We start from the raw sequence: 21,285 nt of genomic DNA, 5'->3' as shown, positions 1-21,285 counted from the left end.
TCGCGCAGGCTAGCCCCGCGTCAACGCCGCGCCGAAACGGTTTTCCGGTGACCGGATTCCGCGCAGCAACACCAGCGGCGCCAACGCCACGACCGCGGCCAGCACGAAGCCGAGCCGGAAGGACGCTCCTCCCGTGAGCAACGCCGCCGCGACCTGGACGCCCAGTGCGGCACCGATCGCCCGCGCGATCCCGCACGTGGCCGCCGCGACGCCGGTGTCCTGCTCGCCGACCGAGGAGATCGCGGCGGTGTAGGTGGCCGTGGACGCGGTCCCGACGCCGAGTCCGAGCGTCACCAGCATCCCCGCCGCGATCTGCCACGGCACCTCGTGCCATCCGGCCACGAACAACGTGCCCGCGGCGGTGAGCGTCAGGCCGGCGGCCATGGCGGTCCTGGTGCCCGCCCGCCGCGCGAACAGTCCGGACAACGGCCCGACCACGACGGCGACCAGCACGGTGGGGAAGAGGTACAGGCTGATCTCGCTGGCCGTCGCGCCGAACCCGGAGAGCAGTTGCGGCACCAGGAAGTACGTCGCCGAGTAGCTCGCCCCGAGTGCCCCGGCCGTGAGACTCGCCCTCCACACCGACCGCAGGACACCGAGATCGACCAGCGGATGTTCGGCGCGGCGTTCGACCGCCACCCACCCGGCACCGAACGCGGCCGTCAGCACGAGCAGCACGGCGGCGGTCGCGAGTCCCTGTGGCGCAAGGAAGAGCGCGAGCATGAGCGTGGCGAGCGCGAGGGCCAGCAACACTCCGCCCGGCCAGTCCAGCCGGGTTCGCCTCACCTGCCCCGGTCCCGGCAACGCGACCGGCGCGACGATCGCCACGGCCGCCACGACCAGCGCCGGAAGCAGGAACATCCACTGCCGCGAGAAGGCGTCGGCGAGCGGCCCGGCGGCGAGCACGCCCAGTCCGCTGCCGACCGTGAACAGGCCGGTGAGCACGCCGACCGCGACCGGTGTCGAGTCGGGGAAGAGCCGCCGTGCCAGCACGAACGACACCGGCAGCACTCCGCCGCCCAGGCCTTGGAGGAACTGCCCGAGCAGGATCACCGGGAACGACGTCGCGAACGCCGACAGCACCGCCCCGGCCACGATGCACCAGGTCAGCACGAGAAGGATCCGGCGCCCGCCGCGGTCGTCGGCGATCTTCGCGACGATCGGCATGGTGATGGCCGACGTGATGATCAACGTCGTGGACAGCAGGCCGGCCTGGGCGGGGTCGAGGCCGAGTTCGCGTTGCAGCAGGGGGAGCGCGGGGAACGGGATGCTTTCCAGGGCGCCGATCGTGACGGCCAGCGCCGCCAGGACGGCCATCGCGGGTCGGGTGGATCTGAGCGTGGTCACGGCTGGTCTCCCTCGTCCGGGGACCAGTAAAGCTACAAGGTGTAGCTAAATTGCGACAGGGGCTTTCGCGACAATGTGTTGCGTAAGTGTGGAGCAACCTAAACAGCGGGCATCCCGTTTCGGAGAGTGTCGGGTTGTTCACCCACTTGAAAGGACCGCGCGGCCTTGTCGCTCGCCACGATCCAGCGCTCTGCCGAGGTGCCCCTGCCGTCCGTGCGGGTGAGAGCACCGCGGCGGTGGCTGTTCGGGCTGGCCGCGGCCGTGCTCCTGGCCCAGATGGCCATCGCGATGATCACCACGGCGGTGCAGCAGACGCCCACGATCGACGAGCCGGTCTACATCGGCTCGGCGGTCGTCCACCTGGAGCAGCACAGCCTCCGGTACAACCCGGAGCACCCGCCGCTGGGCAAGCTGATCATGGCGACCGGACTCGCGTTCGCCGACGCGCGTCTCGACCCCGGCTTCCAGGGCGACCAGACGGAACTCGGCCGGCACGTGCTCTACGAGTCGGGCAACGACCCCGCGAAGCTGTTGCTGCTGGCCAGACTGCCGATGATCGTCCTCACGCTGCTGTTCGGCGTGGTCGTGTTCCTGTTCGCCACGGACATCACGAACCGAACGGGCGGGCTCGTCGCGCTGGCCCTCTACGCGTTCTCGCCCGACCTCATCGCGCACGGATCGCTGGCCACGCTGGACGTCCCGGCCGCCGGATTCGTGCTCACGTCGGTCTGGCTGGTGTGGCGGGCACGTGCCAACCCCGCGCTCTACCTGCCGCTCGCCGCACTGGCCCTCGGCGCGGCACTGGCGACGAAGATGAACACCCTGGCCGCGGTCCCGGTGGTGCTGTTCCTGGTGTTCTGGCACGCCCGCGCCAAAGCCGCGCTCGCCGTGCTGCTGATCGCGCTCGCGGTGGTCTGGGTGTCGTACCTCGCCGTGGATCCGTTGCTGCGCTGGGAGTCCCCGCCGGACCTGCCGTCCGCGCCGGTCGGCTGGCTGCCGTTCCCCGAGCCCTACCTCGACGGGATGCGCGTCCAGGCCGGCTTCGAGAACCGGGTCTGGGGCGGCTACCTGTTCGGCACGCACTACGAGGGTTCGCACTGGTACTACCTGCCGGCCGCGTTGCTGGTGAAGACACCGCTGGGCGCGCTGCTCCTCTGGGCCGCCGGTGCCGTGGCCCTGATCAAACGTCCTGCGGCGGCCTACGTTCTGGCGCCCGCGGCCGTGCTGCTGGCCGTCGCGATGACCGGCAGCCGCGACCTCGGCGTCCGATACGCGATCTTCGTGCCGATGTTCCTCGCGGTCGCCGCCGCGGTGGTCGCGCACCACCGCTGGGCCAAGCTCGCGGTCGCGCTGGTCGCCGTCAGTTCACTGTGGACGTTCCCGTACTACCTGCCGTACTCCAACGAGGTGTTCGGCGGCCCGTCGAAGACCCACCTGCACCTGCACGACTCGAACGTCGACTGGGGCCAGGACCTGGGGCGGCTGGCCGAGCGGCTGAAGCGCTATCCGAGCGAACGGATGTGGCTCGTCTACAAGGGCGCGGGAGTGCCCGAGTATTACGGAATCCGCGCCGAAGACCCGCGCAAGGCGCCGGAAGACCAGGTGCACGGGCTGCTCGTCGTGTCCAACACGGCCATCGCGAAGGCCGACGACCTCCTCCGAGCGTTGATCGACACGAGCACGCCGATCGACGTCGTCGGCCACTCCATCACGATCTTCCGCCGTCCGTAGGTAGGAAAGTTCCGTACCCCTACGGATGCCGACCCTGATTGTTCCGCACGTGCAGTCCTCCGACAGTGATCGCAGCGAACGACCGCCGCCCCTGCCCTGAGGTGGGCGTTCCTGATCCGAGAGGAACCAACGTGACGAGAACACCACGGTCCTGGGGCCTGCTGGCCCTGGTCGCGGCCACGGTGCTGACGCCCGTCAGCATCGCGAACGCCGCACCGCCGAACGCCCCTGCGGCGAACTACCTGGGGGACACGGTCCCCGCGAACCTCGGTGATGCCTCGCCCATGTTCGTCGGCGGGCAGAACGCCACCGTGAGCGAGTTCCCCGGCATCATCGCGGGCATCCGCGCCGGTGGCACCCGGCCGGAGGGACAGACCTGCTCCGGCACGGTCGTGGCGCCGCGCAAGATCCTGATCGCGGCGCACTGCGCGGATGCCCAGGGGGAGAAGAAGTTCGTCTACGGGCTCGACGACCTCAAGGACTTCAAGGGCGGCGCCGGCACCGGTTTCGCCGTGAACGTCGTCAGCTACAAGAAGCACCCGAAGTACGTCAACTTCGACCAGGGCTACGACGTCGCCGTCGTGACCGTGGACCGCGACATCGCTCTGAAGGGCGGTGCCGCGTACCCGAAGTTCGCCACCTCCGCGGACTCCGGCGGCGCCGCGCCGGGCAAGACCGGGCTCGGTTTCGGCTACGGCAAGAAGGACTTCAACGACAACTCGGCGGACGTCACCCTCGACAAGGCGAGCCTGCCGGTCGTCAACGGCGACAGCGTCTGCCAGGGCGTCGGCGCGGGCTTCAAGTCGGCGTACATGATCTGCGCCGGGTACTCCGACGGCCGGATCACGATCCTGCCCGGTGACAGCGGCGGCCCGCTGGTCTTCGACGGCAAGATCTACGGCGTCGCGTCCTGGAGCCGGTCGGACTTCAAGTGGTACTCGGTCTACGGCCGTCTCGACAACGAGATGGGCGACTGGGTCAAGACCGAGGTCGGCGAGCAGCCTCCGGTCGGCGACTTCGGGCTGACCGTCGCGCCGGGCAGCGGTTCCGTCGCGGCCGGCAAGACGGCGTCCGCGGGCATCACCACCACGGCCGGGCCGGGTGGAGCGGAGAACGCCACGCTGTCCGCGTCCGGCCTGCCCAGCGGCGTGAAGGCGGTCTTCCAGCCGACGTCGGTGACCACCGGCAACTCGGCCAAGGTCACGTTCGACGCGAGCACCTCGGCGCCGAACGGCACCTACGAGGTCTCGATCACCGGCACCACGTCGAGCGGCAAGACAGCGTCCGGCAAGTACTCGCTGACCGTCACCGGTGGTGGCGACCCGCAGCCGGGCGACTTCACGCTGGGAGCCTCGCCGAGCAGTGTGAAGGCGGCCAAGGGGAAGTACGTCTCCACCACCATTTCCACTGACGGAGGCGGTCAGACGATCAACCTCTCGGCTTCTGGTGTGCCCAGTGGCGTGAAGGCCACGTTCCAGCCGACCTCGGTCGGCGCGGGCAGTTCGTCGAAGCTGACGCTGGACGTGTCCAGCACCGCGGCCGCCGGTACCTCCAGCATCACGGTCACCGGCACCGACGCGGGTGGGAAGACCGCCACCACGACGGTCTCGCTCACGGTCGAGGGCTCTCAGGAGCCGCCGACCGGTGAGGTCACGGTGACCGCGTCGCCGTCGTCGGCCAGCGTCAAGCAGGGCCTGCTGGCCCAGACCGTCGTGAAGGCCAGTGGTGGCACCGGAAACCTGACGCTGACCGCCTCCGGCGTGCCCACCGGCGCCCAGATGTCGTTCAACCCGGCCACGGTCGGCCAGAACGGCAGCAGCAACGTCTGGATCTTCACGAACTTCTCCACCCCGCCCGGCACCTACCCGATCACCGTCAAGGCCACCTCGGCCGACGGCAAGACCGGCACGACGACGTTCACGCTGACCGTCACCCGCTAGACCCCGTTGGGGGAACAGGGAAGAGCCCCGGAGCCACATCGGCTCCGGGGCTCGTTTCCGTTGCGCGACACTCAGACCGTGAGGGTCCAGGAGTCGATGTTGCCGGTGTCGTAGGTGTAGATGTCCTTCACCTGCAGCTTCCACGTGCCGTTGCGCGCCTCCGAAGAGAGATCAACGGTGTAGGTCTCGTGGATGCCGGAGGAGGACGAAGCCCCGCCGGCCTTCTTGAGGACGTAGGACTTGCCGGATGGGCTGACCAGGTCGACGGCCAGATCGCCGGTGTAGGTGTGGTTGACGTCGACCTTGACGGTTGCCGAGGCCGTGGAGTTGCCGGTGCAGCCCGAGATCGTGACCGACGACGAGACGGCGGTGCCGGTGTCCGGAATGGACACGTCGTCGCCGTTCGTGCCGGGACCGCACTGCGGGTTGGGACCGCCGCCGATGAAACCGCTGTACAGCAGCTTGTTCGGCGAACCGGAACCCGGGTTGGTGACCTTGCCGGAGGTGGCGTTGTTCACCAGGGCGTCGCGCAGGGCCTGGGGGCTCGCGGACGGGTTGGCCGACAGGTACAGGGCCGCGACCCCCGCGACGTGCGGGGTGGCCATGGACGTGCCGGACATGTTCGTGCTGCCGCCGTTCAGCCCCAGCGAGGTGATGTTGTCACCCGGCGCGAAGATGTCCGTGCACGTGCCGTAGTTCGAGAACGAGGCACGCGCGTCGTTGGACGAGGTCGCGTTCACCGTGATCAGCGACGCGATCTTGGCGGGGCCGGTGGAGCAGGCGTCCGTCGAGCTGTTGCCCGACGCGACGGCCATCTGCACACCGGAGGCGACCATGCCGGCGATGGCGTCGTTGCCGATGTCGGCGGTGTCGAAGGTCCAGGAAGCGTTGACCACGGCGGGCTTTTGCGCGTTGGCCGTGATCCACTCGATGGCCTTCACGCCCGCCGAGTCAGGACCGTTGCCCGTGCAGCTCGTGCCGAGCATGCGGACCGAGACCAGCTTGGCCTTCTTCGCCACGCCGTAGGTCTTGGAGCCGACCGTACCCGCCACGTGCGTGCCGTGACCCGAGCAGTCCTGACCGTTCTGGCCGTCCTCGATGAAGTCGGCGCCCACGGACGCGCGTCCCTCGAAGTCGGCGATCGACGTCTTCACGCCGGTGTCGGTGATGTAGACCGTCACGTTCGACGCGCCACCGCTGGGGTAGTTGAACTTCTTGTCCAGCGGCAGCGAGGCCTGGTCCACGCGGTCCAGGCCCCACGTCGGGTTGTCCTGCACGTCCAACGCCTTCGCGGTGCCGTCCTGGTAGACGGCCTTGACGGCGGGGTCGGCCGCCAGCTTCCGCGCTGCGGCCTCGGTCAGGTTCTTGACCTGGAAGCCGCGCATGGCGTGGGAGAACACGGCGTCGAGGGTGCCGCCGTACTTCTGGGTGAGCGCGCTCGACGCCGACTGGATGGCGGCGCCGGACTTGAGCGAGACGATGAAACTGCCGCCGGCCACGGGGTTCCTGGCCTTGACGAAGTCCGCTTCAGCCGCCTGAGCCGGGGTGGCCAGCAGGGCGGAGGCGACGATCAGAACGGCGAGCCCGCAGGTGGTGCGGTGCATGGGAAGTCCTTCCGGTGCTCGTCAGAACGTCAGGGTCCAGGTGTCGATGTTCCCGGCGTCGTAGGTCCAGACGTCGGTCACCTGCAACTTCCACGTGCCGTTGCGGTTCTCCGCGGAGGCGTCGACCGTGAAGGTCTCGTGCACACCCGCGGACGAGGTCGCGCCGCGAGCCTTCTTGAGGCTGTAGGTCGCGCCGGACGGACCGACCAGGTCGATGGCCAGGTCAGCGGTGTAGGGGTGGTTGATGTCCACCTTGACCTTGGTTCCGGTCGAGGCCTTGCCCGTGCAGCCGGTCACGCTCAAGGACGAGGAAACCGCGGTGTTGTTGTCCGGAATGGACACGTCGTCACCGTTGGTGGCCGCGGCACACGGTTCGGGGTCCGGGCCACCGCCGCCGATGAAGCTGATGTTCAGCAGCTTGTTCGGCGAGCCCTGCAGGTCGGTGATCTTGCCGGTCGTGGCGTTGTTCACCAGCGCGTCGCGAACCTGGGCAGGGGTAGCGGACGGGTTCGCGGACGCGTACAGCGCGGCGGCACCGACGACGTGCGGGGTGGCCATCGAGGTGCCGCCCATCGACGTGGTGCCGCCGCCGTTCTTGGTGGAGGTGATGTTCGAGCCGGGCCCGAAGAGGTCGACGCAGGAGCCCCAGTTCGACGCCTGCCCGCCGGTGTAGATCGAGCGCTTGTCGGCCGAGTCGCTGGCGGCCACCGTGATGGCCTCCGGCACGCGGGCGGGGGAGGTCTGGCAGGCGTCGCCGTTGTTGTTGCCCGCCGCCAGGCCGAACGTCACGCCCGCCGCGATGGCGCGCTTCACCGCGTTGTCCACAGTGGAGTCCGCGCCGCCGCCGAGGCTCATGTTCGCCACGGCGGGCTTCTTCGCGTTCTGCGCGACCCAGTCGATGCCCTTGATGATCTGCGAGTACTGGCCGTTGCCGGAGCAGTCGAGCACGCGGACCGCGACCAGGTTCACCTTCTTCGCCACGCCGTACGTCTTCGACCCGACCGTGCCGGCGACGTGCGTGCCGTGGCCCTGGCAGTCCGAGGCGTCCGCGTCGTTGTCGATGAAGTCGTAGCCGTCCTTGGCGCGGCCCTCGAACTCGGTGTGCGCCTTGTAGATCCCGGTGTCCAGGATGTACGCGGTCACGTTCGACGCGGTGTTCGGGTAGGTGTACTTCGCGTCCACGGGCAGGTTCGCCTGGTCGATCCGGTCCAGGCCCCACGTCGGGTTCGTCTGGGTGTCGGACATCCGCGCCCAGCCGTCCTGCTGCACGTAGGCGACCGACGGGTCGGCCGCGAGCCTGCGCGCCGCCGCCTCGTCCAGCTTCACCGCGAAGCCGCGCACCGACGCCACGTAGGTGTTGCTGACCTTGCCGCCGTGCTTGCGGGCGAGGTCGAGAGCCTTGGCGTTGGTGCTGGGAACGTCGCTCGCGCCGTCCTTGAACACCACGATGTAGCTGCCCGCGACGGGGTCGGCGGTCTTCTGGATCGAAGCCGTTTGAGCGGAAACAGGGCTGCTCACGGCCGCTGCGACGGCCAGGCCGATGCCCGTCGCCGCGAGCACGCGTGTTGTGCGATCAAGTCGCATCTCTGGTTCTCCGTTCTCCGGCCGCCTCGGCAGGGGTGGGCGACCACGTGCCGATCACCATCGGGCGAGCGGGAACGGCGAACAATCCGGATATCGCTACGTAGGGATACCCGTCTTTCACTGAACTCCAATCGGCGGAAGCCTGGTTGTGTACGGCCAGGAGGAGCCGATCCCGGCTTGCGCAGCCCGCGCAGCGGGCCGTCATTCGGGACGTTTCTGCTGGTCGATGGACAGGGGCAGGCAGGGCGGGTGGTGCACGAGCAGGTGCACGTGATCGGTCTCGCCGTTGAACTCGCGCAGTTCCGCGCCCAGGCCGGCGCACACGTCCCGCATGATCTCCTCGCAGCGGCGCAGGACCTGATCGGCGAACGCGCCACGCCGGTACGTTGTGACAAAGACCAGGTGGACGTGAAGGTTGCGGATGACACTGCGTCCCCTGCGTACGTCGGGGTCGGGTTCTCATCGTGGTGACATAGACCAACGCTATGGTGATCAACGTGAAGCAGGTCGTGCGGGTGCGGTTGCTGCCGTCGCCCGAGCAGGCGTCGGCGCTGGCCGATACCCAGCGCGCCTGCAACACGGCCGCGTCGTGGCTGTCCGAGCAGATGCACACTGCCGGGGTCGTGCGGAAGTTTGATGTGCAGAAGCGCTTCTACGCCGAACTGCGGGATCGGTTCGGGCTGGCCGCGCAGCCGGCGATCCGGGTGATCGGTAAGACAGTGGACGCCTACACGACACTGCGGGCCAACCTCAAGGCAGGCAACTACGGGCCGCCTGGGTCGAGCCGGCGCCGCAAGGTCGAGGACACCCCGATCAGGTTCCGTCCGCAGGCGGGGCAGCCGTTCGACGCCCGCTGCCTGTCCTGGCAACTCGGTGACGCGGGCCGCGACGGGACAGTGTCGATCTGGACGGTTGCCGGTCGGCTCCGTGGTGTGCGGATTGTGGGAAACCCCGGGCATCTCGCCCTGCTGCGCTCCCGGCCGGCGATCGGGGAAACCGATCTGCTGCACCGGGACGGGGTGTGGCTGTTGCACGCCGTCGTCGACAGTCCCGAGGCGCCCCGGCGGGAACCGGTGAACGGGTTTCTCGGGGTCGACCTGGGCATCGTCAACATCGCGACCACTTCTGATGGTGACCGGTTCTGCGGGGCGCGCCTGAACCGCTACCGCAAGCGCCAGCAGCGAATCCGGAAGCGGTTGCAGGCCAAGAAGACCTCCTCCGCGCGACGGCTGCTCAAGAAACGCCGTCGCAAGGAGGCCCGGTTCGCCGCCGACGTGAACCATAAGATCAGCAAGAACATCGTGGCCGAGGCTGAACGCACCGGACGCGGGATCGCTGTCGAGGAACTGACGGGAATCCGTGTCCGGGTACGGCTTCGCAAGCCCCAACGGGCCACGCTGCACTCGTGGGCGTTCGCCCAGCTCGGTCAGTTCCTGACCTACAAGGCCCAGCAGGCCGGTGTGATGGTGGTGCAGGTCGATCCGGCCTACACCTCGCAGACCTGCCACGCCTGCGGGCACGTCGACAAACGCAACCGCCGCAGTCAAGCGGTCTTCCAGTGTGGCCGGTGTGACTTCGTTGGGCACGCCGACCACAACGCGGCACACAACATCGCGGCCCGCGGTGTCGTGTGCCGGGGCGAAGTCATGCGCCCAGACGCAGCGCCCATCCTGGCAGCCAGCTAGGACGGCAGCAGCAAGCCTGCAAACCCGCCGCTCGCGGCGGCTGGCAAGCTCGCTCCTTCAGGAACGAGCTCATGACCTAACATCGGTGCGGATGAGCCGGACACCGAAGTCCAGGGCGCGGCGTTGCGACCCCAGCGGACTGATGCGCACGAGCTCGCCGGTGCTGGTGGGGCGAGGAGACCAGCTCGGCGCGCTGCGAGCCGCCGTGCCGAGCCATCCCGCGGTGATCATGATCGAGGGCGAGGCCGGCGTCGGTAAGTCACGCCTGGTGCGCGAACTGCTCGACGCGGATCTCGGCCCCATCTCCGTCCTCATGGGCCACTGCCAGCCGGTGGGGGAGCCGTTCCCGTACGGCGCGGTGCTGGAGGCGTTGCGCGACTGCACGGAACGCTTGGCGCGCAATCATTCACGGCTGAGCCCGGTGTCGGGTGTGCTCGGTTCACTGTTGCCGGAACTCGCCGAGTACCTGCCGGCGCCACCGCCTCCGACCGGTGACCCGAGGGCCGACCGGCATCGGCTGTTCCGCGGGATGCGCGAGCTGCTCGGCGTGCTCGGACCGGTGCTGCTGGTCGTCGAGGACCTGCACTGGGCCGACGACGGGTCCCGGCAGCTGCTGCGGTTCCTGATGGGCGACCCGCCCGCGAATCTGTCCATCGTGGTCACCTACCGGCGCGAGGACGTGCCGGGCGGGGTCCCGCTGGGATCGGCGTACCGGCCGCCGACCGGGATCACCAGCGCGTTGCTCGAACTCGAACCTCTCGACGTGGCCGAGGTGCGGGCACTGACGTCCGCGATCCTCGACGGCGAACCTGTGTCGCTGGAGTTCGCGGCCAAGCTGCACGAACGCACGGCGGGCATCCCGTTCGTGGTCGAGGAAACGTTGCGGGCGTTGCGGAATCCGGCCGGTGCCGTGCACGCGGACGGCGCCACGGCCCGTCGGTTGCTCGACAACGTGGACGTGCCCGTGCTGCTGCGTGACGCCATCGCCGAGCGCCTCGCCGCCCTGCCCGCCGCAGCGACCCGGTTGGTGCAGGCGGCCGCCGTGCTGGGCGCGCCCGCGTCCGTGGAACTGCTCGGCGAGGTGGCCGAGATCAGTGAGAGTCGTGCCGCCCTGACGCACGCGCTGACGGGCCACGTCCTGCACGAGGTCGACGCACGGCGGTACGGCTTCCGGCACGCGTTGGCCCAGCAGGCCGTGTACGACACGTTGGGCGGACCGGACCGGCAGGAACTGCACCGCCGCGCCGTCGAGGTGCTCGACCAGGTGGAACCGCGGCCGTTGGTCCAGCTCGCCGAGCACAGCGAACGGGCCGGGCGCACGTCCCAGTGGCTGCGCTACGGCGAGGCCGCCGCGGACAGGGCCGTCGAGAACGGCGACGCGGCCACCGCCACCGCCCTGCTGCAACGGCTGCTGCTCGATCCCGCCGTGCCCGCGGCGGACGTCGACCGGCTCGCGATCAAGCTCGGCCAGGTCGCCCACCAGGGCCTCGACCAGTTCGATCCGACCGAGGCGCTGGAACGCCTGCTGTCCGACCGCCGCCTGTCGACCGCCGCGCGCGGGCAGGTCCGGCACTACCGGGGCGTGCTGCTGATCCGCCAGGCCGGCGGGATCGAGGAGGCCCGCTCCGAGCTCGAACGCGCGGTCGTCGACCTGACCGAGCGCCCGGACCTGGCGGCACGGGGAGAGGCCGTGCTGGGGCTGTCCTACCTCGGCATGACCCCGATGAGCGAGGTCCAGCCCTGGCTCGACCGCGTCAGCCGGGCACGCGCGGCCGAGACCGACCCCGAGCAGAAGATGGCGCTGTACGCCAACGAGGTCGGTTCCAAGATGCACACGGGCGACCCGTCGGTGCTGGCCGAGTGGGGGTTCCGGCCCGCGACCACGTCCGGCGAACTGCGTCAGCTCGCCCGCGCCCACTGCAACCTCGCCGACGCCATGACCACGACCGGTCACTTCGGCCGGTGCGCCGAACTGCTGCGCGACGGCCTGCGGTTCGCCGCCGAGTGCGGTGCGCCGTTCACCGCGAGCACCGCCCACGCGACGAAGGTCCGCCTCGACTGGCTGACTGGCGACTGGGAAGGTCTCGCGGACCGGGCGCAGACCCTGCTCGACGAGTACCGCGACCTGTTCCCGCTGACCAGCGAGCTGTCCCTGATCCTGGGGTCGCTCGCGACGGCGCGCGGCGAGTGGGCGGAGGCGACCAGCTACCTCACCGAGACCGGCGCGTTCGCCCCCGAGGAGTCGATCACGCCGGTCGCCATCGCGGGCTGCGCGGCGCTCGCGCGGACCATGCTGGCGCAGGACGAGATCACCCGCGCCTGCGTCGACGTCGACCGCGGCCTGGCGATCGTGCGCACGAAGGGTGTCTGGGTGTGGGCGACCGAACTCGGACCGGTCGCCGTGGCCACGTTCCTCGCGGCCGGGCGCGAGACCGACGCCGAGACGCTGATCGGGGAGATCGCCGCGGGCATCGAGGGCAGGGACGCCCCGATGGCGTTCGCCGCCCTGGCCTGGTGCCGCGGCCTGCTCGCCGAGGCACGCGGTCAGCTCGACCCCGCCGTGTCGCTCTACCGGGAGGCCGCCGACAGGTACACGGCGTTGCCCGCGCCGTACCTCACCGCGCTGGTCGCCGAACGCGAAGCCGCCTGCCTGCTGCCCGGCGACCAGGAGAAAGCCGCCGAGATCCTGTCGGCGCTCGTCGACACGTTCGACGGCCTGGGCGCCACCCGTGACGCGGCCCGCTGTCGGCACCAGCTGCGCGGGATCGGAGGCGGCAAACCGTCGCGGCGGGGCAGGCGCGGGTACGGCGACGAGCTGTCGCCACGCGAGCAGGAGGTGGCGCGGTTGCTGGTCGCCGGGCACACCAACCGGAAGATCGCCGACGTGCTGTTCCTGTCGCCACGGACCGTCGAGCAGCACGCGGCACGGGTGCTGCGCAAGCTCGGGGTGTCGTCGCGGGCCGAGCTACAGGCCGAGGACCTCGCCTAGGTTGAGCCCGGTCAGTTCGCAGCTCCTGTCCCAGAGCACCTTCGCGGTCTGCTCGTCGGTCATGTGCGCGTGCGGCTTCTCGAGGTGAGGCTTGCCGCGCAGGCCGAACTGACGCGGTCCCCAGAGCTGCCCGCCTTCGACATCGGGGTCGAGAGCGGCATGCACCGCCGGTCGGGCGCCGTCGTCCTTGCCGTGCAACAGGAGTCCGGCGATCCGGGTGGACGCGGGACGGGTGTGCACGCCCGGCCGTGAGGGGGTCAGGGAGTCCAGGGCGCCGCCGGGGTGGACTACGACGCTCATCGCGTCGCTGCGGGCGGCGCGCAGCCGGCGGTCGAGTTCGAAGCCGAAGCTCATCTGGGCCAGCTTGGAGCGTCCGTAGGCGCGTTTCTGGTCGTGGTCGTGGGTGGACTGCAGGTCGTCGAGGTCGAGGCGTTCGGAGCGGGCGGCGAAGCTGCCGACCGTGATGATCCGGGCGGACGTGAGTAGCGGCGCGAGCCAGTAGGTGAGTGCGAAGTGCCCGAGATGGTTGGTGGCGAACAGGAGTTCGGGATCGGCATCCGCGATGCCCGCGTTGAACACGACCGCGTCGAGAGGATCGAGTCCGTCCACTGAGGACTTCAACGACGGCAGGTCGGAGAGATCCAGCGGCGTGTGGCGGACGACGGCGCCGGGGACCCGCGCCCGGATCGACGCCGCGGCCCTCTCCGCCTTGGCCTGGGAACGGCTGCCGAGCACGACCGTCGCTCCGGCTTCGGCGAGTTGCTCGGCGGTGAAGTAGCCGATGCCGGCGTTGCCGCCGGTGACCAGGACGTTCACAGAGCGGGCCATCCTTGCTTGAGGTGGACGAAGGCCTCGGCGAGCGCGGCGGCGCGATCGGGCCGGGCCGAGGCCAGGTCGGGGGTCTCCAGGACGTAGCGGGCCAGCACGTGCAGCGAGTCGTCCGGTTCGTCGCGACCGGTGGCTTCGGCGAGCAGTGCGGCGAGCGTGTCCTGGCAGGCGATCCAGACCGTGCGGGCGTAGGCCCACAGCGCCGGGGTGGCCAGGATCAGGTCCATCCGCCGCCGGTACTCCTCGGGCAGGTCCTCGCGGAACGGCGCCCGGCCGCCGAAGAACGCGTGCAGGGCGTCGAGGGGGGAGGTGCCTTCCGGACGTTCGCGGATCGCTGCCGTCAGTGAGGCTTCCCGTTCGCCGCTGTCGTCGAGGATCAGGGCTTCCTTGCCCGCCGGGAAGTGCGCGAACAGCGTCGCGACCGCGGTGTCGGCGGCCTCGGCGATCTCCTTCACGGTCACGTTGTCGTAGCCGCGTTCGAGGAACAGCTTCAGCGCCGCGTCGGCCAGGGTCCTGCGGGTCGCCGCCTTCTTGCGGTCACGTCTGCCCGTCATGACCCCAGCATAGACAGAACGGTTCTGAAATTGAAACCGTTCTAGTTTTGGCCGGGAACGACGATGCCCATCTCGTAGGCCGCCACGATCGCCTGCGCCCGGTCCCGCACCCCGAGCTTGGCGAACACCCTGCTGACGTGCGTCTTCGCCGTCTGCTCCACGATCACCAGCGCGGCCGCGATCTCGGTGTTCGACATCCCGCGCGCGACCAGCCGCAACACCTTCAGCTCCTGCGCGGTGAGCCGGTCCGCGCGTCCCGGCTCGACCGGATCCGGACGGCGTGCGGCGAACTCCGCGATCAGCCTGCGTGTCACGGCCGGGGCGAACAGGGCGTTGCCGGCCGCGATCACCCGCACGGCGTTGACCAGGTCGTCCAGTGGCGCGTCCTTGAGCAGGAACCCGCTGGCGCCGACCCGCAGCGCGCCGTAGACGTACTCGTCGATGTCGAACGTCGTCAGCATGAGGACGCGCACGGTGCCGGTGAGGTCGGGGTGGCCGAGGATCTCCCTGGTGGCCTCCAGGCCGTCCATGATCGGCATGCGGACGTCCATCAGCACGACATCCGGCTTGTCGCGGATGGCCGCGTGCACGGCGTCGGCGCCGTTGCCGGCCTCGCCGACGACGGTGATGTCGGGCTGTGCGTTGAGCACGGCGTGGAAGCTCTGCCTGACCATCGTCTGGTCGTCGACGATCAGCACCCTGATGTTCACCCGGTCATTCCCCGTTCCCGCTCAACGGCAGCGTCACCGCCACGACGAACCCACCGCGCTCATCCGGTCCCGCACTGAACGCACCGTCGAGGGCCGTGACTCGTTCACGCATCCCCAGCATGCCGTGCTTGGCCCTGCCGTCCGTGGGCGGTGCGGGCTCAGCCGCCGCGCCGTTGGCGACCATCAGCCGAAGTTCCTGAGGAGACGAGGAGATCTCGACGTCCACAGTGGATCCTGGCGCGTGCCGGACGGCGTTGCTCAGCGCTTCCTGGACGATCCGGTACGCGGAGAGCGCCACGCCATCAGGCACGTCCCGCACGTTCCCCTCGATCCGCAGCGACACCTCGACTCCCGCGCCGCGCAACCGGTCGGCCAGTTCGGCGATCTCCTCCACGCGCGGCTGCGGGGCCGTCTCCAGTTCGCCGTTCTCGTTGCGCAGCACGCCGAGCAGTCGCCGCATCTCGGAGAGGCCTTCCCTGGCCGTGGACTGCATCTCGTCGAACTCGCCGAGCAGTTCCGGGGGCAGATCGGCGAACCGGTACCGGGCGCTTCCCGCGCGCAGGGCGAGCACGGACATGTGGTGCGCCACGACGTCGTGCAGTTCGCGGGCGATGACCGCGCGTTCTTCCAGTGTGGCGGCCCGCGTCTGCTGCACGGCGCTGTCAGCCTCGGCGATCCGGCGCAACCGCATCGCGTTGCCGAGGACGAGCGCCCCGCCCACGACGGCGCTCACCATGAGCGCGCTCGGCAGGTAGCCGCGAAGCGCGGGCCACGTGGCCGCGACGGTGAAGAGGAACACCCACGTCAGAACGGTTTGACCGTAGTTCCGCGCGACGATCAGCAGCACCGCCACGGTCGCGAGGATCAGTCCGGGTGACCAGGGGAGGAGCCACTCGTCGCTCCAGAGCCAGTTGATCAGCGGCGTCAGCGCCACCAGCAGCGCGGACACCCGCCAGGACCACAGTGGACGCCGGAGCGTCAGCAGCACCGCGCCCGCCGCGGTCGCCGTGAACCACCAGCCAGGGACCGGGTAGTCCCAGCCGTACCGTCCTGGCGGGACGATCACGTCCAGCAGGACGACCAGTGCGGCCAGGGCGCAGGTGATCCCCAGCCGGACGTGCCGCCACCGCTGCGGGGACGGCGTCCTGGCCAACCGCTTCGCGGCGACGAGCGTGGCGACGCCGGTGGCGAGGAACTGCCTGACCTCAGCGAACATCGACTTCCGGTTTCCGGTCATGCGAGAACGCTCGCAGAAGGCCGCCCGCGGATCGTCGTACCGCGGCGTTGACTCCGTGCGCTACCACCGTAGCCAAGATCGGGTCGTGCTACCGGGGTAGCACGGTCTTCATGGGGAACTGCGAGTTCGTGCGCACGACGCCGGGCAGCCGGGTGATCGCCGACATGTAGAGCTCCTCGTAGGCGTCGAGGTCGGCGACGGCGACCCACAGGTGGTAGTCGGGCTGCCCGAACATCCGCACGCACGACTCGACGGCGTCGATCTCCGCGACCTTCGACTCGAACGCCTCGATGCCGCCGACGTTCTGCGCGGCGATGTCGATGTGCACCAGGACCCGGAAGCCGCGGCCGAGTGCGACGGGGTCGACGGCCGCGTGGTAGCCGGTGATCACCCTGGCCTCCTCCAGTGCCCGCACCCGCCGCAGGCACGGCGACGGCGTGAGGCCCACCTTGTCGGCCAGTTCGGTGTTGGTGAGGCGCCCGTCCTCCTGGAGGTGGCGGATGATTGCGCGGTCGATGCGGTCCACTGGCAGATCATGCCACGGTATGGTCCGTTTGAGGGTTGAAGTGGCAATCGCGTGCCAGCCGTTGAAGCCTAATCTGCTTGTCGTGAACGAACTTCTGCTGACCCACGACGAACGCGACAGGGCCGGAGCCCGGCTGCTCGCGCTCCTGGACGGCTACGAGCGCGGCCTGCCCAAGGCCGACATCCTGCCGGAGCCCGACCGGGAGGCGCTGGCGTCGTTGCTCGCCACGCCGATGCCGGAGCGGGGGATCGGCGTGGACGCGCTGTTCGACAGCTGGGAGGGCACGATCCTGCCCAACTCGACGGCGGTGGCGCACCCGCGGTTCCTCGCCTACGTCCTCGGTCCGCCCCACGGCATCGCCCCGTACGCCGAGGCGCTGGCCGCCGCGATCAACCAGAACTGCAACTTCTGAACGCTCGGCATTCCGGCCTGCGTGAAGATGGGTGCAAGACTGGCCTGACCTGCTGGTTCGTTCTCATTGGATCCGGTTGCATCCGGACCGTTCTGAACGTCAGACGGCCTGGAAACGGCCTGGAAGTTGATCACGTTGGCTCCTCGGGTTCGCGTACAGATGCGCCTCGTGGGGCCTTTCCGCGTACCCGGAGACCGGAAGGTGATCACGGTCGGAGCAGCCTTGAAGATCGGCACGACCTCGGCCACGGGTCGCTCCACCTGGCGTGGGCATGAGGTGGCGGCTACGGCCTGGTTCTCCAACTCGTAGAGGCCCCAGAGGGAAAGCTGTCCGGGCTGGGCGTGGTGGCGCTTACTCATGATCGGCGCTCCTGTGGTCGTAGAGCCTGGGTGAGGCGGTGGCTTTATGCCCCCCGCTCCCTCGGCCCTGGCCGCTTCTAGTGCAGTGACGGCGGTGTCAAGAGTGGGCTTTAGCCCATCGCGTAGCGACGCCGTAGGCGCTCTTGATAGCGGCGGCACGGCATTAGATGATTTCGGCCCCCGTGGGAGGAGCCAGCGCTTGTGAGCTGCACGTTTGCGGGCAATTCCGCGGTGAGGTCTGATCAGTTTCAGGACATGCCGGCCGGACTGTTGGCCGCTGGTGGTGGCGCGCGGACTCGGCCACCTGCGCGCGCTGCTGCGCGGGGCCGACAGGCGGAGCGGAGCGGGAGCCTGGCGTGTCCCGATGCAGGCGGCGGGCGCAACGGTGGGCGGTGTCAGCGTGAGTCGACCGCCCGCGCGCCGCCAGCGGCGGCGCGCTCTTGATCCCATAAAGCTGAATTCTTCAACGCACCAAGTGGACCTGTCCGGCATCACATCGCACGCTCGAACGTGTTCACTCAGCGTTCGGGTTACAGCCGTGGCCAACGGGTACCGTGAGGATGCGATGTCGTTTGGCGGACGAACGGGTGGTGTAGCGCTGTGACGGTTCGAGCGTTGGTGTTGTGGGATGTAGATCACACGCTCATCGACAACGGCGGCATGAGCAAAGCCACCTACGCCAAGGCATTCACTGAGCTGTGCGGTCATGCGCCAGAACACCCGGCTGAAACGGACGGTCGCACAGACCCGATGATCATGGCCAACATGCTCGAACGTAACGGCGTCTCGCCGACGCCGGAGATGATCTCAGAGATTCCCGCAGCCCTGGAGGCTGCGCTCAAGGCAAACTTCAGCGAGCTTCAAAAGCGTGGGCATGCTCTACCGGGCGCGCACGATGTGCTGAACCTCGCCGACAAAGTAGACGGACTGGCTCAGTCCGCGCTCACTGGCAACATCATCGCGAACGCGAAACTGAAACTCGACGCGTTCGACCTGTCAGAAAAGATCGATTGGGAGATCGGCGGATTCGGGTCGGACAGTGATGTCCGCTCAGATCTCGTGGATGTGGCCATTGGGCGCGCCAACAGGAAGTTCGGGGTTGATCTGCCGAAATCGGCGGTCGTCCTCGTCGGCGACACGCTCCGGGATGTCGAGGCCGGCGTGACATCTGGCGTCCGCGTGATTGGTGTGGCAACCGGCAAATTCTCGACCGATCAGCTGGTGGATGCAGGTGCTGATGTCGCGTACGAGTCGATGTCAGACGCGCATCGCGTACTGGAGACGGTGAAGCAGTTCACCGGCCTGGGCTGAGCCGGTCCTACCTCGGCTTCAAGTTTCCATCGAAGGGATACGAGGCGTCCCAGACGCGCTCGAAGCTCTTTTCGTATGTGCGGAAGAGGTCTGCACCCTCAACCTTGCGTAGGTGCAAGATCGGTGCGACATACCCATAGGTGCCGTAAATGTGCTGGTTGACCAGCATCTCGTCATCGAACTGAAAAATCGAGTTGTACAGAGCGGTGCGGTGAAGGTTGAACTTCACTCCTTCAACGCCGAGTAGAGGACTGTAGTACGCAAGCGCCATTCGAACACGTGCCGGAATGGCGTCAAAGAGCTGTTCCTCCACTCCTCGCAGCTCGACTTCCGGGCTGTTCGGATCACCCAGGCAGATTCGGATGTCAGCCCCTGCGGCAGCCTTGGCCTTGAGAATCGCGATCGCTTCGGGGTTCTCCTCCGGCAGAAACAGGCTCGCGTACGCCATGAGGTAGAGCTTGTTCTCAGCCTTCTTCAACAGTTCGAGCCACGTGTTCTTGGGAACTTCGGACCTGTGCGGGTAGAAGGCCACCACCTCGGCACGGTTCGCTCCCTTGCGCGTCTCCTGAAGGCTCGGCCAGATCCACCCAGGTGAGACCTCCAGCAGCCGTGCAGCCCTGTATGCGGTGTCGCGATGCGGCGTGCGATTGACCGAGATCCACCGCTCGACCGTCTTCGTATCGACGCCGATCTGTTCGGCGAAGTCGCGAGGCGTGTAGCCCCGATCAAGCAGGGTGCTGCGGAGACGCTCGTTGATCAACAGGACTCCCAGGACGCGTAGGGGACGTTTTAACTGTATCAGAACGTCCCGATGTGTCTTGATCGCGCGGTGCTGACGTCCGGCCAATCGGACGAAAGTAAGTGGTGGAAGCCGCTGACCGAATCACCGCGAAGGGAGTGGGACACGTGCCGCTGTACGGGCTGGTCCACCCGGAACCCCACGACGAACCGAATGTTGTCGAGGCTGAGCCTGGCAAGCCATGCCTCCTGATCGCTGCGGGCAGCAGCGGTGTCCGTGTGGTGATCCCGCCTCGTGCGGGAGGCCTCCAGATCGCCGCTACCTACGCCCTTCGGCTGGCCGACGCCGCAACCACCTTCGCTGGCCGTTGCCAGCAACTGCAAGACGACCTTGATGCTGCGCCGCAAGAGGCGCCACAGAATCACATTGCCGGAGGCAACTGACATGGGTATTCCCGCTGGTCACAGGTTCCCGATCACGTTCGATGAGCTGTACCCGCAAGGGTTCTTCGTGTTGAGCGTGGATCGCGCGACGGAGTATGTGGAAGGGAAGTCGCCGCGTCCTGCGGTGTGCAAGCTGACGGGCCTTCCGGTGTGGACGGTCCAGGGCACGGACCCCTCCGCGAAAGGCAAGAACACCGGTGCGGTCGTGAAGATCGCTTCGGAGTACCAGCCGGTGCCGCCAGAGACCCTGGCGGGTACGCCGTTCCGCCCGGCGGTGTTCCGTGGCCTGAAGGTCACTCCGTACGTGCGGGACGGCTGGGTGAGCTACACGGTGTGGGCTGACGAGATGCTGTCGCCGCAGTCCTCGAACCGGGGCGGCAAGCAGGCCAACGCCAACGCCGCGCCTGACGCGTCCAAGGCGGCGTAAGCCGTGGAAGACCTCAGGGCGCTGAGTGCACAGTGGGAGAACGCCTACCGGCAGTTCTCGGCGGCCGATGAGGCGAACCGCTATGCGGCTGCTGATGACCCGGAGGCTGCCGCTCGGATCGCTCCCGCGTATCGCCAGGTGGCGTGGTTGTGGCGTCAGCTGGCCGGCCACTGCGAAACCTCGTGGTGGGCCAAGGCGGCTGCGCTCCATGCCGCTGAGATGTTCGACCAGCAAGCAGAGTCGCGCGAACTGCTCGCGCGCAGAGACACCGACGCCTACGGGGAGTCGGGCGCGGGGAGGTTGACGTGACCGTGGTCGAGCGGCGTGAGGCGTCGTGGGCGCAGGCTGAGCGGATCGTGTCGCTCAGCGAGGCTCACGAGGTGCTGCCTCGGTTGATGCCGGGTAAGGGTGATGTCGCCGGTATGCGGCGGTTTCATGAGAAGAGCGCTGCGGTGTACCGGCGGGTGGCTGACGTGGACCGTGGTCACCACCACGAGGCGCTGTACTGGGCCGATCGTGAGGATCGGCTGGCCCGCGCGTTGGACGCGCAGTGAGAAGGAAGGAGGTCCTTCTTGGCTGCGGAAATCTTGACTGAGGATCTGGTGCGGTTGGCGCGTGAGGTCGTGAAAACTCATCCTCAATTCGGGGAAGTGCTTTCGCGGCAGATGATGCGCACGTGCAGCGTGACCCCGGATCCGGAGCGGGCGGCGCACTTTCGGGAACTTGGTGTGCTGCTTGTGGATCTCGGGCGCCTCTATCTGGCCGAGGCAGAGGAACTCATGGGGCCGCCCGAGGTGCCAGAGGTACAGGTCTCGGAATCTGAGTGAAAGTCGTTGTGATGTAGGGATTTGCGTCGTCG

Annotated in this window: 20 protein-coding genes and 1 pseudogene; 10 read left to right on the top strand and 11 right to left on the bottom strand. The window is 68.5% G+C overall.

Annotation, left to right across the window (positions count from 1 at the left end; genetic code table 11):
• Nucleotides 1–9 precede the first annotated feature (9 nt).
• On the bottom strand, nt 10–1,347 hold the full coding sequence (locus OG205_RS13575) for an MFS transporter (RefSeq protein ID WP_330276586.1): 1,338 nt from the start codon (nt 1,345–1,347) through the stop codon (nt 10–12).
• Between the two features lie 165 nt (nt 1,348–1,512).
• On the opposite strand from OG205_RS13575, the gene OG205_RS13570 reads away from it, so the two are divergent.
• Nucleotides 1,513–3,078 (top strand): phospholipid carrier-dependent glycosyltransferase, encoded by a 1,566-nt coding sequence (locus tag OG205_RS13570; protein WP_330276585.1) that lies wholly within the window; start codon nt 1,513–1,515, stop codon nt 3,076–3,078.
• 131 nt (nt 3,079–3,209) lie between these two features.
• Nucleotides 3,210–5,018, top strand: coding sequence for a trypsin-like serine protease (locus tag OG205_RS13565; protein ID WP_330276584.1), 1,809 nt, complete (start codon nt 3,210–3,212; stop codon nt 5,016–5,018).
• A 71-nt stretch (nt 5,019–5,089) separates the two neighbouring features.
• Here OG205_RS13565 and OG205_RS13560 read toward each other — a convergent pair whose 3' ends face one another.
• From OG205_RS13560 to tnpA, 3 genes and pseudogenes are all read right to left on the bottom strand, one after another.
• Nucleotides 5,090–6,622 carry a S8 family serine peptidase gene (locus OG205_RS13560; protein WP_330276583.1) on the bottom strand — a complete coding sequence of 511 codons (1,533 nt, stop codon included), beginning with the start codon at nt 6,620–6,622 and terminating at the stop codon, nt 5,090–5,092.
• Between the two features lie 21 nt (nt 6,623–6,643).
• Nucleotides 6,644–8,206, bottom strand: a complete 1,563-nt coding sequence (locus OG205_RS13555; protein WP_330276582.1) for a S8 family peptidase — start codon at nt 8,204–8,206, stop codon at nt 6,644–6,646.
• Between the two features lie 228 nt (nt 8,207–8,434).
• A pseudogene (tnpA, locus tag OG205_RS13550) lies at nt 8,435–8,653 on the bottom strand (IS200/IS605 family transposase); the annotation flags it as partial.
• Nucleotides 8,654–8,691: 38 nt separating this feature from the next.
• Between tnpA and OG205_RS13545 the strand changes: the two are divergent.
• Both OG205_RS13545 and OG205_RS13540 read left to right on the top strand, forming a co-directional pair.
• Entirely contained in the window at nt 8,692–9,891 is a 1,200-nt protein-coding gene (locus OG205_RS13545; protein WP_330276581.1) for an RNA-guided endonuclease InsQ/TnpB family protein, read from the top strand.
• Between the two features lie 91 nt (nt 9,892–9,982).
• On the top strand, nt 9,983–12,880 hold the full coding sequence (locus tag OG205_RS13540; protein ID WP_330276580.1) for an ATP-binding protein: 2,898 nt from the start codon (nt 9,983–9,985) through the stop codon (nt 12,878–12,880).
• On the opposite strand, the gene OG205_RS13535 is transcribed toward OG205_RS13540, so the two are convergent.
• From OG205_RS13535 to OG205_RS13515, 5 genes are all read right to left on the bottom strand, one after another.
• The gene (locus OG205_RS13535; protein WP_330276579.1) at nt 12,857–13,696 is read right to left on the bottom strand and encodes an SDR family NAD(P)-dependent oxidoreductase; all 840 of its coding nucleotides are present in this window, start codon (nt 13,694–13,696) and stop codon (nt 12,857–12,859) included. The genes OG205_RS13540 and OG205_RS13535 overlap by 24 nt on opposite strands.
• Nucleotides 13,693–14,262, bottom strand: a complete 570-nt coding sequence (locus OG205_RS13530) for a TetR/AcrR family transcriptional regulator (RefSeq protein ID WP_330276578.1) — start codon at nt 14,260–14,262, stop codon at nt 13,693–13,695. Before OG205_RS13530 ends, OG205_RS13535 begins: the two co-directional genes overlap by 4 nt.
• A gap of 41 nt (nt 14,263–14,303) precedes the next feature.
• Nucleotides 14,304–14,972, bottom strand: coding sequence for a response regulator transcription factor (locus OG205_RS13525; protein ID WP_330276577.1), 669 nt, complete (start codon nt 14,970–14,972; stop codon nt 14,304–14,306).
• A 4-nt stretch (nt 14,973–14,976) separates the two neighbouring features.
• Nucleotides 14,977–16,209, bottom strand: a complete 1,233-nt coding sequence (locus OG205_RS13520; RefSeq protein ID WP_330276576.1) for a sensor histidine kinase — start codon at nt 16,207–16,209, stop codon at nt 14,977–14,979.
• Nucleotides 16,210–16,297: 88 nt separating this feature from the next.
• The gene (locus OG205_RS13515) at nt 16,298–16,735 is read right to left on the bottom strand and encodes an Lrp/AsnC family transcriptional regulator (protein WP_330276575.1); all 438 of its coding nucleotides are present in this window, start codon (nt 16,733–16,735) and stop codon (nt 16,298–16,300) included.
• Nucleotides 16,736–16,817: 82 nt separating this feature from the next.
• Between OG205_RS13515 and OG205_RS13510 the strand changes: the two genes are divergently transcribed.
• Both OG205_RS13510 and OG205_RS13505 read left to right on the top strand, forming a co-directional pair.
• The gene (locus OG205_RS13510; RefSeq protein ID WP_330276574.1) at nt 16,818–17,147 is read left to right on the top strand and encodes a hypothetical protein; all 330 of its coding nucleotides are present in this window, start codon (nt 16,818–16,820) and stop codon (nt 17,145–17,147) included.
• Between the two features lie 959 nt (nt 17,148–18,106).
• Nucleotides 18,107–18,817 (top strand): HAD family hydrolase, encoded by a 711-nt coding sequence (locus OG205_RS13505; protein ID WP_330276573.1) that lies wholly within the window; start codon nt 18,107–18,109, stop codon nt 18,815–18,817.
• 7 nt (nt 18,818–18,824) lie between these two features.
• Here the strand turns inward: OG205_RS13505 and OG205_RS13500 are convergent, their stop codons facing one another.
• Together OG205_RS13500 and OG205_RS13495 are read right to left on the bottom strand one after the other, a co-directional pair.
• Entirely contained in the window at nt 18,825–19,577 is a 753-nt protein-coding gene (locus tag OG205_RS13500) for a helix-turn-helix domain-containing protein (protein ID WP_330276572.1), read from the bottom strand.
• Between the two features lie 38 nt (nt 19,578–19,615).
• Nucleotides 19,616–20,002 carry a hypothetical protein gene (locus OG205_RS13495; RefSeq protein ID WP_330276571.1) on the bottom strand — a complete coding sequence of 129 codons (387 nt, stop codon included), beginning with the start codon at nt 20,000–20,002 and terminating at the stop codon, nt 19,616–19,618.
• Between the two features lie 73 nt (nt 20,003–20,075).
• Here OG205_RS13495 and OG205_RS13490 point away from each other — a divergent pair, with 73 nt between their 5' ends.
• Genes OG205_RS13490 through OG205_RS13475 form a run of 4 tightly spaced genes read left to right on the top strand, consistent with a single transcriptional unit; the run spans nt 20,076 to nt 21,253 of the window.
• Entirely contained in the window at nt 20,076–20,426 is a 351-nt protein-coding gene (locus tag OG205_RS13490) for a hypothetical protein (RefSeq protein WP_330276570.1), read from the top strand.
• A 3-nt stretch (nt 20,427–20,429) separates the two neighbouring features.
• Nucleotides 20,430–20,735, top strand: coding sequence for a hypothetical protein (locus tag OG205_RS13485; RefSeq protein WP_330276569.1), 306 nt, complete (start codon nt 20,430–20,432; stop codon nt 20,733–20,735).
• On the top strand, nt 20,732–20,980 hold the full coding sequence (locus OG205_RS13480; RefSeq protein WP_330276568.1) for an AMED_5909 family protein: 249 nt from the start codon (nt 20,732–20,734) through the stop codon (nt 20,978–20,980). Before OG205_RS13485 ends, OG205_RS13480 begins: the two co-directional genes overlap by 4 nt.
• An 18-nt stretch (nt 20,981–20,998) precedes the next feature.
• Nucleotides 20,999–21,253, top strand: a complete 255-nt coding sequence (locus OG205_RS13475; protein WP_330276567.1) for a hypothetical protein — start codon at nt 20,999–21,001, stop codon at nt 21,251–21,253.
• The last annotated feature ends 32 nt before the right edge of the window (nt 21,254–21,285 follow it).

The sequence above is a fragment of the Lentzea sp. NBC_00516 genome (genome assembly GCF_036346835.1).
In the GTDB taxonomy this organism is placed as follows: domain Bacteria; phylum Actinomycetota; class Actinomycetes; order Mycobacteriales; family Pseudonocardiaceae; genus Lentzea; species Lentzea sokolovensis.
Note: the sequence above shows the minus strand (reverse complement) of the source record. Positions and strands in the feature narration are given on the sequence as shown.